At 69.4% G+C, this 13,134-nt stretch carries 13 protein-coding genes; 9 read left to right on the top strand and 4 right to left on the bottom strand.

What is annotated here, in order from left to right:
* From L995_RS17535 to L995_RS17525, 3 genes are all read left to right on the top strand, one after another.
* The coding region (locus tag L995_RS17535; protein ID WP_047472792.1) for an adenylate/guanylate cyclase domain-containing protein at nucleotides 1–687 on the top strand (687 nt) is incomplete at its 5' end.
* 137 nt (nucleotides 688–824) lie between these two features.
* Complete coding sequence (locus L995_RS17530) at nucleotides 825–1,196, top strand: DUF4148 domain-containing protein (protein WP_047472791.1); 372 nt, start codon at nucleotides 825–827, stop codon at nucleotides 1,194–1,196.
* Nucleotides 1,183–1,626 carry a DoxX family protein gene (locus L995_RS17525; RefSeq protein WP_231574457.1) on the top strand — a complete coding sequence of 148 codons (444 nt, stop codon included), beginning with the start codon at nucleotides 1,183–1,185 and terminating at the stop codon, nucleotides 1,624–1,626. Before L995_RS17530 ends, L995_RS17525 begins: the two co-directional genes overlap by 14 nt.
* A gap of 173 nt (nucleotides 1,627–1,799) precedes the next feature.
* Here the strand turns inward: L995_RS17525 and L995_RS17520 are convergent, their stop codons facing one another.
* From L995_RS17520 to L995_RS17505, 4 genes are all read right to left on the bottom strand, one after another.
* Nucleotides 1,800–2,474 (bottom strand): GntR family transcriptional regulator, encoded by a 675-nt coding sequence (locus L995_RS17520; protein WP_012207532.1) that lies wholly within the window; start codon nucleotides 2,472–2,474, stop codon nucleotides 1,800–1,802.
* A gap of 71 nt (nucleotides 2,475–2,545) precedes the next feature.
* On the bottom strand, nucleotides 2,546–3,601 hold the full coding sequence (locus L995_RS17515; RefSeq protein ID WP_047472790.1) for a threonine aldolase family protein: 1,056 nt from the start codon (nucleotides 3,599–3,601) through the stop codon (nucleotides 2,546–2,548).
* A complete protein-coding gene (locus L995_RS17510) occupies nucleotides 3,602–4,591 on the bottom strand; it encodes a tripartite tricarboxylate transporter substrate binding protein (RefSeq protein WP_231574456.1) in 990 nt (329 codons plus the stop codon).
* A gap of 118 nt (nucleotides 4,592–4,709) precedes the next feature.
* Nucleotides 4,710–5,876 (bottom strand): ABC transporter substrate-binding protein, encoded by a 1,167-nt coding sequence (locus L995_RS17505; RefSeq protein ID WP_047472788.1) that lies wholly within the window; start codon nucleotides 5,874–5,876, stop codon nucleotides 4,710–4,712.
* A gap of 403 nt (nucleotides 5,877–6,279) precedes the next feature.
* Here L995_RS17505 and L995_RS17500 point away from each other — a divergent pair, with 403 nt between their 5' ends.
* Genes L995_RS17500 through L995_RS17475 form a run of 6 tightly spaced genes read left to right on the top strand, consistent with a single transcriptional unit; the run spans nucleotide 6,280 to nucleotide 12,816 of the window.
* On the top strand, nucleotides 6,280–7,029 hold the full coding sequence (locus tag L995_RS17500; protein WP_016448769.1) for a DUF969 domain-containing protein: 750 nt from the start codon (nucleotides 6,280–6,282) through the stop codon (nucleotides 7,027–7,029).
* A gap of 1 nt (nucleotide 7,030) precedes the next feature.
* Nucleotides 7,031–7,984, top strand: a complete 954-nt coding sequence (locus L995_RS17495) for a DUF979 domain-containing protein (RefSeq protein WP_016454392.1) — start codon at nucleotides 7,031–7,033, stop codon at nucleotides 7,982–7,984.
* A 16-nt stretch (nucleotides 7,985–8,000) separates the two neighbouring features.
* Nucleotides 8,001–8,669 carry a pyroglutamyl-peptidase I gene (pcp, locus tag L995_RS17490; protein WP_016454391.1) on the top strand — a complete coding sequence of 223 codons (669 nt, stop codon included), beginning with the start codon at nucleotides 8,001–8,003 and terminating at the stop codon, nucleotides 8,667–8,669.
* A gap of 33 nt (nucleotides 8,670–8,702) precedes the next feature.
* Entirely contained in the window at nucleotides 8,703–9,461 is a 759-nt protein-coding gene (locus tag L995_RS17485) for a LamB/YcsF family protein (protein ID WP_016454390.1), read from the top strand.
* Nucleotides 9,462–9,470: 9 nt separating this feature from the next.
* Complete coding sequence (locus tag L995_RS17480; RefSeq protein ID WP_047472787.1) at nucleotides 9,471–11,078, top strand: urea amidolyase family protein; 1,608 nt, start codon at nucleotides 9,471–9,473, stop codon at nucleotides 11,076–11,078.
* Nucleotides 11,079–11,088: 10 nt separating this feature from the next.
* Nucleotides 11,089–12,816, top strand: a complete 1,728-nt coding sequence (locus L995_RS17475) for an acetyl/propionyl/methylcrotonyl-CoA carboxylase subunit alpha (protein WP_047472786.1) — start codon at nucleotides 11,089–11,091, stop codon at nucleotides 12,814–12,816.
* Nucleotides 12,817–13,134 lie beyond the last annotated feature (318 nt).

Raw genomic sequence — 13,134 nt, 5'->3', positions numbered from 1 at the left:
CGGCTGGCCTGCCAGCTGCGGCCCACGGGCGATGTGCAGGTGGCGCCGCTGTTCCGCTCGCCGGCAGCCGCCCAGGCCGGGCGCGCGGGCCAGGAGCGCGAGGTCCGCGAAGTGCGCGAGGTGGCCATCCTGTTCGTGGACCTGCGCCGCTGGTCCGGCCTGGCCGAGCGGCAATGGCCCGTGGACCTGTCCTGGGTGCTGGACCAGTATTTCGAGCGCGTGGGCCAGGCCGTGCACGACAGCGGCGGCATGGCCAACCAGTTCATCGGCGACAGCGTGATGGCCATCTTCGGCCTGGATACCGACCTGGACACGGCCTGCCGCCAGGCCGTGCAGGCCAGTGCCCTGATAGACCGGCGCATGCAGGAGTGGAGCGCGAGCTTCGAGGCGCAGTTCGGCCAGCCGGTGGATTTCGGCATGGGGCTGCACGCGGGGCGCGCCGCCGTGGGGCGCGTGGGCTTCGAGCACACCACCACCTTCACGGCCGTGGGCGAGGTGGTCAACACGGCCAGCCGCCTGCAGGAATACACCAAGAGCGCCCAGGCGCGGCTGGTGCTGTCGCTGGAGGTGGCGCGCCGCGCGGGCGTGGCCGATGGCCTGGGCGAAGTCCGGCAGGTGCAGGTGCGCGGGCGCTCCGAGCCCTTGCAGGCCCTGCATGTGGCGCGGCCCGGCCTGCAGTGGCCCTGAGCGTGGATGGTGAGCGCGGGAACCGGAGAGTTTGCGCAAAGCTGTGCGTTTAGGCACTGACGCGCAGGCGGGCGAAGACGAGACTGCAGCCATGCAGAACGCAATCACGCGCTGCAGGATTTGACAAAGGATTCGCCATGAAGCACGCAAAGACCCTCTTCGCCATCACCGCCCTTTCTGCCGCACTTTCCTCCGCGTTGTGGCCGGGCATGGCCTCGGCCGCACCGGCCGCCACGGTATCTGCAGAAACCTGGTTCGGCGCCGAGCCCACCAGCTCCGGCCCCGCGCTGTCGCGCGCCGAAGTGCAGGCCGACCTGGCCCTGTGGAACCGCGCCGGCCTCAACGTCTACCGCGAGTCCGATGTGAACCACTGGGATGCCGACTACCAGCAGCGCCTGGCCCAGTACCAGCGCATGCGCAGCGGCCCCGAGTACCTGGCCGAAGTGCAGCGCCTGGGCGGCTCGGTGAAGGCGGCCGAAGGCCAGGGTTCCGGCCGTGTCCCGGGTTGAGCCGACGATGCGCGCCGCCACGCATTCCACTGCCCATGCCGCCGCATCGCCCTGGGCCGACTTCGCGCCGCTGCTGGCCCGGGTGCTGCTGAGCCTGCTGTTCATCTACAGCGGCATCGGCAAGCTGATGGGGCCGGAGGGCACCATGGCCTATATCGCCAAGGCGGGCCTGCCGCTGCCCATGCTGTCGTATGCCATGGCGCTGGTGGTGGAGCTGGGCGTGGCCACGGCCCTGCTGCTGGGCTGGCGCACCCGCGAGGCCGCGGCCGTGATGGCCGTGTTCAGCGTCATGTCGGCGCTGATGTTCCACAACCAGTTTGGCGACAAGGGCCAGCTGGTGCAGTTCCTGAAGAACCTGGCGATCGCCGGCGGATTCGTGCAACTGATGCTGGCACCCGTGGCGCGCTGGAGCCTGGACGCGCGGCGTTGAATGCGAGCCAGTGTTGTGCACTGAACACTGCCTATGAAACCGGCGCTACCCCAAGCGAGGGACACCGAGGAAGGGCCTACGCCGGCCGCGCCGCCCCGCACCGAGGGTGTCGTCCCCCTCCCGCGTAGCGAGAGAGGGGGAAGGCGCGAAGCGACTCAGGGGGTGCCTTTGTCTCACACCTTGATGCCCTTCTCAGCCAGGCGTCGGGCATAGGCGGCCAGGATCAGCCGCTCCGAATGCACCAGGTAGTCATTGAGCGCGGCAGCGGCCTCGGCCGGCTTGCCGTCCTCGAATTGCTGCAGGATGCGCGCATTCATGTCCACATAGGGGGCATGCAGGAAGTGCGGGTCGCGCAGCAGGCCGAAGGCCAGCCGCAGCTCGGCCAGCAGGTGCTCGAACATGGTGTCCAGGCGCTCGCTGTCGGCCAGCTGCACCACGGCCTTGTGGAAACTCATGTTGGCCGTGCCCACGCCGGACCAGTCCTGGGCCTCGCGGTGGCGCTGGGCCGCTTCCACGGCTTCGCGCATCAGGCTGCGAGCCGGGTGCATGGGATAGGCCTGGGCCAGGGCCTGGCACTCCACCATGCGGCGCACGCGGTAGATGTCGATGATGGAGGCGATGCTGGGCGCCGCCACCGACACGCCCTTGTTGGGCTCGTGCACCAGCAGGCCTTCCTTGGTCAGCAGCCGGAAGGCCTCGCGCAGCGTGTTGCGCGAGATCTGCAGGCTTTCGCTGAGCGAGGCCTCCGACAGCTTTTGCCCGGGCTCCCAGGCACCATCGATGAGCTTGCTGCGCAGCTGCTCGGTCACGCGGTCGGTCAGGTTGAGGATATCGGTGCTGCGGGTCATGGTGATGGGGGATGCAAGGGTCGATGGGCAGTGTAGCCAGGGCCGGCACTCCTGCCGGCCTCGCGCGGTGCTCAGTTGTCGTGGTGCAGCCGCGTGAAGGCCTGCAGGGTGCTGTCAACGGCCTTGTCGTCAATGTGGCGGTGCGTGACCAGGCGCAGCAGGCCCGCGCTGCCCGTGCGCACCAGCACGCCGGCTTCGGCCAGGCGTGCCTCCCAAAGGCGCGCATCGGCCGCGCTGGTGCCTACGCGCACCTGCACGATGTTGGTCTGCGGCAGTTCGGCCGCGCACCATGCCGGGTGGATGGCGCGCAGGCCCTGGTGCAGGCGGCGGGCGCGTGCGTGGTCCTCGGCCAGGCGATCGACCATGTGTTCCAGCGCCACCAGGCCCGCCGCCGCGATCACGCCGGCCTGGCGCATGGTGCCGCCCAGCATGCGCCGTATGCCGCGCGCCCGCGCGATGAAGTCGGCCGGGCCCATGAGCACCGAGCCCACCGGAGCCGACAGGCCCTTGGACAGGCAGACGGTGACCGAGTCCGTGTGCGCGGCGATCTCGCGGCAGGACAGGCCCAGTGTCACGGCGGCATTGAACAGGCGCGCACCATCGGTATGCACGGGCACGCCATGGCGGGCGGCCAGGGTATGCAGGGCCGCCAGCGACTCGGGCGCCGCCACGCTGCCGCCCCGTGCGTTGTGAGTGTTCTCCACGGCCACGAGGGCGCTGGGGCAGCGCGCGGATGCCGAGGTGTCCAGCGCCGCTTCCAGCGCGGGCAGGGCGATCAGGCCGCCGTCGCCGGGCAGGCTGCGGTAGTGCATGCCGGTCAGGCCCGCGGCTGCGCGCTCGGCGTTCAGCAGATGGCTGCCGGCCTCGGCCAGCACCTCGCCGGGCATGCGGCCATGGGCGAGCACGGCCACGAGGTTGCCCATGGTGCCGCTGGCCACGAACAGGCCTGCGGCCTTGCCAAAGCGCTGGGCGGCCGTCTCTTCCAGCGCACGCACCGTCGGGTCGCCGTCCAGGCCGTCGTCGCCCAGCGGGGCGCAGGCCATGGCTTCGAGCATCTGCGGCGTGGGGCGCGTGACGGTGTCGCTGCGCAGGTCAACGGCGTCGTGGTGATGGTGCAGGGAGGGCATTCAGTCCGCCTTGATGTTGCGTTCCTTGATAACGCGGGCCCAGCGTGCGGCGTCGGTCTCCATCTGGGCGCCGAACTCCGCCGCAGTGCGGGGCGTCAGTTCCAGTCCCAGGGACTGCAGCTTGGCCTGGAGCGCGGGCGTGGCCATGGCGCGGGCCACGGCATCGTGCAGCGCGGTCTGTATGCTGGGGGGCAAACCGGCAGGCCCCAGCAGGCCGAACCAGTGCAGCACGGTCAGGCCGCGCACGCCGCTTTCGCCCAGCGTGGGCACCTGGGGGAGGGCCGGCGAGCGTTGGGCACCGGTGGTGGCCAGGGCGCGCAGCGCGCCGCTTTTGATATGGGGAATCACGGTGGGGGCCGAGGAGAACATGCTCTCGGTATGGCCGGCCACCACGTCGGCGACGGCCTGGCCCGAGCCCTTGTAGGGAATGTGGGTGATGAAGGTGTCCGTCTGCTGCTTGAACAGCTCGCCTGCCAGATGCGTGGCCGTGCCCGTGCCGCCCGAGGCGAAGTTGATCTGGCCGGGCCGTGCCTTGGCCATCGCGATGTATTCCTTCACGCTTTGCGCCTTGAGCTTGGGGTTGACGGCCAGCACCAGCGGCGAGGAGCCGATCAGGGCCACAGGCGTGAAGTCCTTGAGCGCGTCGTACGGTGTCTTGTAGAGACTGGGCGTGATGGTGTGCGGCATGTCGGCCAGGAGCAGCGTGTAGCCGTCGGGCGCGGCGCGTGCCACCAGCTCGGCGCCCAGCATGGCCGAGGCGCCGGGCTTGTTGTCCACGACCACGGGCTGGCCCAGTTCGCGCGACAGCTCCGTGCCCAGCGCGCGGGCGATGTTGTCCGAGCCGCCTCCGGCCGTGTAGGGCACGACGATGCGCACGGGCTGCGCAGGCCATTTCTGCGCCAGCGCAAGGCCGGGCAGGGCAGCCGCTGCCAGGATGAGCAGGCGGCGCTGCAGGCCCCGGTGCGAAGCGGGATGAAAAGAGGGGTGCAAGGCAGGGCGCGGAAGTGGGTGACGTTCGGCAGGCATGGCGAAGGCTCCTTGGTGCAGCGACAGGAAGAAACGATGGGCCGATCCGCCAGCGGCCTGGCCCGCAAGCCACCCGCCTTCATCAACCGATGAAGCGCCCCGCATTGCCCAGCACGCCCAGGTCGATGAAGCTGGAGCCGACATGGGGCGTCTGGCCGCTGTAGTCGATGACGAAGCCGCCCATGTCCCAGTTGCGGATGCCGGCCAGCGCCGAGCGCAGCCTGGCCTGGCTGGGGTCGCGGCCTGCGCGTTCCAGGCCCTCGGCCAGCACGCGTGTGTTCACATAGGCTTCCAGCGTGCCCAGCGAGAACTCCTGCTGCCCGTGGGCGCGCATGGCGGCCTGGTAGTCGCGCACCACCTGCAGCTTGGCCTGGTGCGGCGCGGGAACGACCATGGTCAGGGCAATGCCCCGGGCGTCCTCGCCCAGCGGCTTGAGGCTGTCGTTGGGCAGGGTCACGCTCAGTCCGGTGAGCAGCACGCCGGGCGCGCTCTTGCGCAGGCCGCGCACCAGATCGACCGACACCGTGCCAGCCGTGGCCAGCAGCACGGCCGAGGGGTGGGCCGCGTCCACATTGTTCAACACATCGGCCAGATTCTTGCCATCGGTGGCGATGGCCGCCTGCACGGCGGGGGCCATCTTCTCGGCCTCCAGGGCGCGCGTGGCGTCCTCCAGCATTTCGCGGCCGTAGGCGTTGTCCAGGTAGACGATGCCGATGCCCTTGAGCCCCATGCCCGCAAGGCGCTGGACCAGGCGGCGGACCTCGGTGGTGTAGCTGGCGCGCACATGGAAGACGTTGCGCGATCCCTTGCGCAGCGACGAGGCGCCCGTGAAGGGCGCCACATAGGGAACGCCGGCTTCCTCAATCAGCGGGATGACGGCAGCGTTGTTGGGCGTGCCCACGCAGGACAGCAGGGCAAAGGCCGTGCCCTTGGAGAGCATCTGCCGCACGTTGTCGGCCGAGCGCTGGGGCACGTAGCCGTCATCAACCATCTGCAGCTGCAGCGTGCGGCCCTGGATGCCGCCACGTGCGTTGATCTGCGCCATGGCCGCTTCCGTGCCCAGCTTGATGTCGGAGCCGAACCCGGCCAGCGGGCCGCTCATGGCGGCCGAGCAGCCGATGGTGATGGTCTTGGCGGACAGGCCTGCCTCATCGGCGAAGGCATTGCGCACGAAGGCCGGCGCCAGCGCGGGAACCGCTGCGATGGCTGCAGCACGGGGAAGCAGGGAAACAAGTTGACGGCGTTGCATGGATTCAGAGCTCGGACAAAAGGGATGGGAGCAGGAAGGTGCCATTCACGCCGACTGCCACGCGTGCGCCGCAGGCCGGGAGGGCGGCCCATTGTAGGAGGCGGCCTCGTCACAGGCGATACCGGGGCAGGGGCATTGTTGTGTTAATGGCTTCTATGGATGTTCAATATCCGATAGTTTTTGACATTTGAAAACCCCGTGCATGCTCAATCCTTGGGCAGCGATATGCGGGTTTGTACTATCAGCATGCGCTGATTGTCTTATTCACAATTCGTTTCTGTAAGACAAATTCTTTGTTTTGTTGAACAAAACCAGGTTGGCAGCGCACTCCACGCCACCGGGTTGGGACTGCGGGGTGGCTTGACGGCCGCACCGCACCGCGGGGTGTGAAGGGGGAATCAACATGCTGACTGACGTCAATCTCTGGCCGCTTATCGGAGTGGCCATCATCGTTGCGGGCTTCGTGCTGCGCTTCAATCCCATGCTGGTCGTGATCGTCACGGCCATCGGCACGGCACTGGCGGCGGGCTTCCCCGTCGACAAGGTGCTGGCCACCATTGGCACGGGCTTCATCAAGACGCGCAACCTGCCGCTGATCATCCTGCTGCCGCTGGCCGTGATCGGCCTGCTGGAGCGCCATGGCCTGCGCCAGCATGCGCAGAACTGGATCAGCTCCATCAAGTCGGCCACCGCTGGCCGCCTGCTCATCGTCTACCTGGCGGCGCGCCAGCTGACGGCCGCCGTGGGCCTGACCAGCCTGGGCGGGCATCCGCAGATGGTGCGTCCGCTGCTGGCGCCCATGGCCGAAGGCGCGACCCAGTCGCGCTTCGGCATCCTGCCCGCCAAGGTGCGTGACAAGCTGCGCGCCTACTCGGCCGCCACGGACAACGTGGGCCTGTTCTTCGGCGAGGACATCTTCGTGGCCTTCGGCGCCATCGTGCTGATGACCACCTTCCTGAAGGAAGCCGGCATCGAGGTCGAGCCCATCCACGTCGCGCTGTGGGGCATTCCCACGGCCATCTGCGCCTTCGTGATCCACGCCTGGCGCCTGGGTCGCCTGGACCGCATGCTCGAGCGCGAACTGGCCCAGTACAAGGCGGGCGTCGCAGCCGACGCGGCCAATGCCAACGCCACCCAAGCCAAGGGAGCCTGAAATGACGCTGACCATCCAACACCTGTACTACCTGGTCGGCTTCGTCCTGGCCGTCACGGCCGTGATGACGCTGCGCGATGCCAGCAATCCCAAGCGCTGGTCCAGCGGCCTGTTCTGGGCGCTGTATGCGGCCGTCTTCCTGGTGGGTCATGAGCTGCCCCCCATGGTGGTGGGCGTGATCGCCGTGGCCATGGCGCTGATCGCCGGCTTCGGCGGCGTGGGCAGCGGCCGCCACGCGCCGCGCAGCGATGCCGAATACCTGGCCAGCGCCAAGCGCCTGGGCAACAAGCTGTTCGTGCCGGCCCTGGCGATTCCGCTGATCACCATGGTCGGCACGTTGAGCGCCTCGCACCTGGTCTTCGGCGGAACGCCCCTGCTGGACCCCAAGGCCACCACGCTGGTGAGCCTGGGCGTGGGCTGCGTGCTGGCGCTGGGCCTGGCCTGCTGGCTGACCCGCGAGACGCCGGCCCAGGGCATGCGCGAATCGCGCCGCCTGACCGATGCGCTGGGCTGGGCCCTGGTCCTGCCCCAGATGCTGGGCATGCTGGGCCTGGTGTTCTCGGACGCCGGCGTGGGCAAGGCCGTGGCCTATGTGACCACCACCTATATCAACATGGACATCCGCTTCGTGGCCGTGGCCGTCTACGTGCTGGGCATGGCGCTGTTCACGGTGGTGATGGGCAATGGCTTCGCGGCCTTCCCGGTGATGACGGGCGGCGTGGGCGTGCCCATTCTGGTAGGCGTCTACCATGGCGACCCGGCCGTGATGGCGGCCATCGGCATGCTCTCGGGCTACTGCGGCACCCTGCTGACGCCCATGGCGGCCAACTTCAACCTGGTGCCCGCCGCGCTGCTGGAGATCGACAAGAATGCCGTGATCCGCGCCCAGGTGCCCACGGCCCTGGCCCTGCTGACGGCCAACGTCTTCCTCATGTATTTCCTGATGTTCCGTTAAAGGACGGACTGTTGCCATGACCGATTCCACTTCCCCGCGCATCCTGGTGACCGGCTTCGAGCCGTTCGAGCAGGACCCTGTCAATCCCTCGTGGGAAGTGGCGCGTGCCCTGCATGGCGAGATCGTGGAGGGCGCCACCGTCCACGGCCTGCAGCTGCGCTGCGTGTTCGGCGAATCGCTGCGCCAGCTGCAGGAGGCGCTTGCGCAGCTGCAGCCGGTGCTGGTCATCAGCCTGGGCCTGGCCGGCGGCCGCAGCGAGTTCACGCCCGAGCGCGTGGCCATCAATATCGACGACGCCCGCATTCCCGACCATGCGGCGCGCCAGCCCGTGGACCAGGTGGTGATCCCGGGCGCGCCCGCCGCGTACTTTTCCACGCTGCCCATCAAGGCCGTGGTGCACAACCTGCGTGCGCGGGGTATTCCGTCTTCCGTGTCCAACACGGCGGGCACCTTTGTCTGCAACCACGTGTTTTTCGCGCTCATGCACTGGCTGGCCCAGGGCAAGGCTGCGCCGGGTGCGCGGGGCGGCTTCATCCATGTGCCGGCCCTGCCCGAGCAGGCAGCGCGCAAGCCGGGCATGCCCAGCATGTCGCTGGCCGACCAGGTGGCTGCCGTGCGCGAGACCATCCGCACGGCCCTGACCGTGTCCCAGGATCTGAAGGAAAACGCCGGCCAGCTGCACTGAACCCCGTGCACCGAGTCCGGTGAGGAGAGAACGATGAAAATTGACCTGAACAGTGATCTTGGCGAGAGCCTGGGCGGATGGCGCATGGGCGACGATGCCGCCATGCTCGATATCGTCAGCAGCGCCAACGTGGCCTGCGGATTCCATGCCGGCGACCCGGCAGGCATCCTGGAGACGCTCAAGGCCGCCCGCGCGCGCGGCGCCATCGTCGGCGCCCATGTGTCCTATCCCGACCTGGTCGGCTTCGGCCGGCGCAACATGGACGTGGCCAGCGCCGACCTGGTGGCCGGCGTCATCTACCAGATCGGCGCGCTGCAGGGCCTGGCCCGCGTGGCCGGCACCGAGGTGCGCTACGTCAAGCCGCACGGTGCGCTCTACAACACCATCGCCCACGACAGGCGCCAGGCCACCGACGTGATCACGGCCATGCGCGCCATCGACCCCAGCCTGGTGCTGGTGGCGCTGGCCGGCTCGCCCCTGATCGACTGGGCGCGCGACGCAGGCCTGACCGTGGTGGCCGAGGCCTTTGCCGACCGGGGCTACACGCCCGAGGGCACCCTGGTCTCGCGCCGCGATCCGGGCGCCGTGCTGCACGACGTGGACCAGATCGCCGCGCGCATGCTCATGCTGGTGCGCGAAGGGGTGGTCGAGGCCGTGGACGGCAGCCCCGTGCGCATTGCCGCCGACTCCATCTGCGTGCATGGCGACAGCCCGGGAGCCGTGGCCATTGCACGCCATCTGCGCGAGCGTTTCGAGCAGGAGGGCGTGCGCATTTCCTCCTTCGCAGGTTGAGGAGTGGCCATGCGCTTTCTACCTGTCAACCGCCAGGCCCTGCTGGTGGAGCTGGCCGACCTGGATGAAACCCTGGCCCTGCTGGGCTCGCTGCAGCGCGAGCCCATCGCCGGCGTGCAGGAGCTGGTGCCGGCCGCGCGCACCGTGCTTGTGCAGTTCACCCCCGCCCAGGTGGGCGTGGCCGAGCTGGTGAACCGCATCGCCGCGCGTGACCTGAGCCAGCGCGCCGAGCGCAGCGATGTGCTGGTCGAAATCCCCGTGCACTACGACGGCGAGGACCTGGCCGATGTGGCGCAGCTGCTGGGCATCACGCCCGAGGAAGTCGTGCGCCGCCACACGGGCAGTGAATACGCCGTGGCCTTCACGGGCTTTGCGCCCGGCTTTGCCTACCTCAGCGGGGGCGATCCGATCTTCAACGTGCCGCGCCGCACCACGCCGCGCACGCGCGTGCCGGCCGGCTCGGTGGCGCTGGGCGGCACGTTCAGCGCCGTCTATCCCCAGGCCAGCCCGGGCGGCTGGCAACTGATAGGCCGCACCTCGGCGCGCATGTGGGACCTTGCGCGCGAGCTGCCTGCGCTGCTGCAGCCCGGCTACCGCGTGCGCTTTGTCGATGCCGCAGGCATGGAGCAGGCGGATGCCGAACCTGCGCCCGCTGTCGTGCAGGCCGAAGCGACCGAGGGCAACGCGCTGCGCGTCAAGGCCACCGGGCTGATGACGCTGTTCCAGGACCGGGGCCGGCTGGGCCAGGCCGGGCAGGGTGTCTCGGCCTCGGGCGCCATGGACCAGGCCGCCTTCAAGGCCGCCAACCGCCTGGTCGGCAATGCCAGCGACCTGGCCGTGCTGGAGACCGTGGGCGGTGGCCTGTCGCTGCAAAGCCAGGGCGAGACCGTGGTCGCCATCACGGGCGCCGATGCGCCCCTGACCGTGACCACCGGGTCCGGCCAGCGCTGGAGCGTGCCGCGCTACCAGGCCGTGGCCCTGGCCGATGGCGACCTGCTGACCATTGCCCAGCCCGTGGCCGGAGCGCGCTGCTATGTGGCCGTGCGCGGCGGCTTTGCCGTCACGCCCGTGCTGGGCAGCGCCTGCACCGACACCCTGGCGAATGTCGGCCCAGCCGCCCTGGCCGTGGGCCAGATCCTGCCCGTGCAGGCTGCGGACCGCACGGCCGTGTCCGCACCCGAGCTGCCGCCCGAGTCCCTGCCCATCGCCGGGCAGGACGTGGTGCTGGACGTGGAACTGGGCCCGCGCACCGACTGGTTCACGCCCGAGGCCGTGGCCCTGCTGGCCGCGCAGCGCTGGCAGGTCACGCCGCAATCGAACCGCGTGGGCCTGCGCGTGGCGGGCGAGCAGCCCCTGGAGCGCGCCGTGGCCGGCGAGCTGCCCAGCGAAGGCACGCCGCTGGGCGCCATCCAGGTGCCTCCCAGCGGCCAGCCCGTGCTGTTCCTGGCCGACCATCCGCTGACGGGCGGCTACCCTGTCATCGGCTGCGTGGCGCCGCACCACCTCGATCTGGCCGGCCAGATTCCCGTGGGCGCCTGGATCCGCTTCAACCCCATCCGCGCCTTCGAGGAATATTCCCCCGGCGCGCAAGGCGCCCAGCGTCTGCAGAACAATTGAAGGTATTGCGATGAAAAAAGTCCTGATTGCCAACCGTGGCGAGATCGCCGTCCGCATCGCCCGCGCCTGCGCCGACTACGGCGTGAAGTCCGTGGCCGTCTACGCCGATGCCGACATCGACGCCCTGCACGTGCGCATGGCCGACGAGGCCTATGGTCTTGATGGCGAGCGCCCGGCCGACACCTACCTGAACATCGCCAAGCTCATCGCCATCGCGCACAAGAGCGGCGCCGACGCCGTGCACCCCGGCTACGGCTTCCTGTCCGAAAGCGAAGCCTTTGCGCGCGCCGTGCTGGATGCGGGCCTGCGCTGGATCGGCCCCACGCCCGAGACCATCGCCAAGCTCGGCGACAAGGTCGAGGCGCGCAAGATCGCCCTGCAGGTCGGCGCTCCCCTGGTGGCCGGCACGCCCGACCCCGTCAAGGATGCCGGCGAAGTGCTGGCCTTTGCCCAGCAGCACGGCCTGCCCATCATCATCAAGGCCGCCTTCGGCGGCGGCGGGCGCGGCATGAAGATCGCGTGGCGCATGGACGAGGTGGAGGAACTCTTTCACTCGGCCGTGCGCGAGGCCGTCACCGCCTTCGGCCGCGGCGAATGCTTTGTCGAGCAGTTCCTGGACCGCCCCCGCCACATCGAGGCCCAGGTGCTGGCCGACACCCACGGCAACGTGGTCGTGCTGGGCACGCGCGACTGCTCGCTGCAGCGGCGCAACCAGAAGCTGGTGGAAGAGGCCCCGGCGCCCTTCCTCAGCGACGATCAGCGCGCCCGTATCCACAGCTCCGCACGCGACATCTGCGCGGCGGCCGGCTACGTCAGCGCGGGCACGGTGGAATTCCTGCTGAGCCAGAGCGGCGCCATCTCCTTTCTCGAAGTCAACACGCGCCTGCAGGTCGAGCACCCCGTGACCGAGCAGACCACGGGCGTGGACCTGGTGATCGAGCAACTGCGCGTGGCCGACGGCCTGCCGCTGTCCATCACCGAAACCCCGGCGCCGCTGGGCCACTCCATCGAATTCCGCATCAACGCCGAAGACGTGGGCCGGGGCTTCCTGCCCACGCCCGGCCCCGTGGTGCGGTTCGACCCGCCCTCGGGCCCCGGCGTGCGCCTGGACACGGGCGTGCAGACCGGCTCGGTCGTGCCCGGCAGCTTCGACTCGCTGATGGCCAAGCTCATCGTCAGCGGCGCCACGCGCGAACAGGCCCTGGCCCGCGCACGCCGCGCGCTGGCCGAGTTCCGCATCGAAGGCCTGTCCTCCGTCCTGCCCTTCCACCGCGCCGTCATCGGCCATGCCGACTTCGTGGGCAACGACGGCTTCAAGGTCCACACGCGCTGGATCGAATCCGACTTCGCCGATCCCCTGGCCGCCGCCGTGCGCGCCGAGCCGCTGCCCGACGCCAGCCTGGTGCGCTGCGCGGTCGAGATCGACGGGCGACGGGTGTCGCTGGGCCTGCCTGCGGTGCTGCTGCAGGGGCTGGCATCGGCTGGCGGCGGTGTGTCTGCCGCGCCGGCTGCCGAATCTGCAGTGGACCCCGCTGCCGTCACCTCACCCATTGCAGGCAATCTGCATGCGTGGAAGGTGGCCGATGGCGACACCGTTCAGGAGGGCGATGTGATTGCCGTCATGGAGGCCATGAAGATGGAGATGCAGGTGACTGCGCATCGCAGTGGGGTGGTGGCTTTGGTGGCTGAGGCGGGGAAGGCGCAGGTGCTGGGGGCTGTGATTGCTCGGATTGGCTGATTTCGGGTAATCGTTTTTTGATTCTGTTGCGCCTCTGGCGGCAGAGGCCGGGTCTCGGCCCGGCGGCCGACCCGCTTTCTTGTCGCGCGACAAGAAAGCGGGGCAAAGAAGCGCGCCCCAAACTGCCCACGACCCTTCGCTTCGCTGCGGGCGACCTGCGTTGGGCGGGATGCGGGGTGTGCCGCAGAACTCGCTGCGCGCTGGCGCGCTTCGCTCAAACAACTGCGGCAAGTCAGATGACGAAGCAGCCCTGTCCTTCGGCAGGGCTGCCACCCCGCATCCCGCCCAACGCAGGCGTGGGCAGAAGGGGGGAGGCTG

Source organism: Delftia sp. ZNC0008 (assembly GCF_000799035.1).
GTDB lineage: Bacteria > Pseudomonadota > Gammaproteobacteria > Burkholderiales > Burkholderiaceae_C > Comamonas > Comamonas tsuruhatensis.
This window is presented reverse-complemented; position numbering and strand designations above follow the sequence as displayed.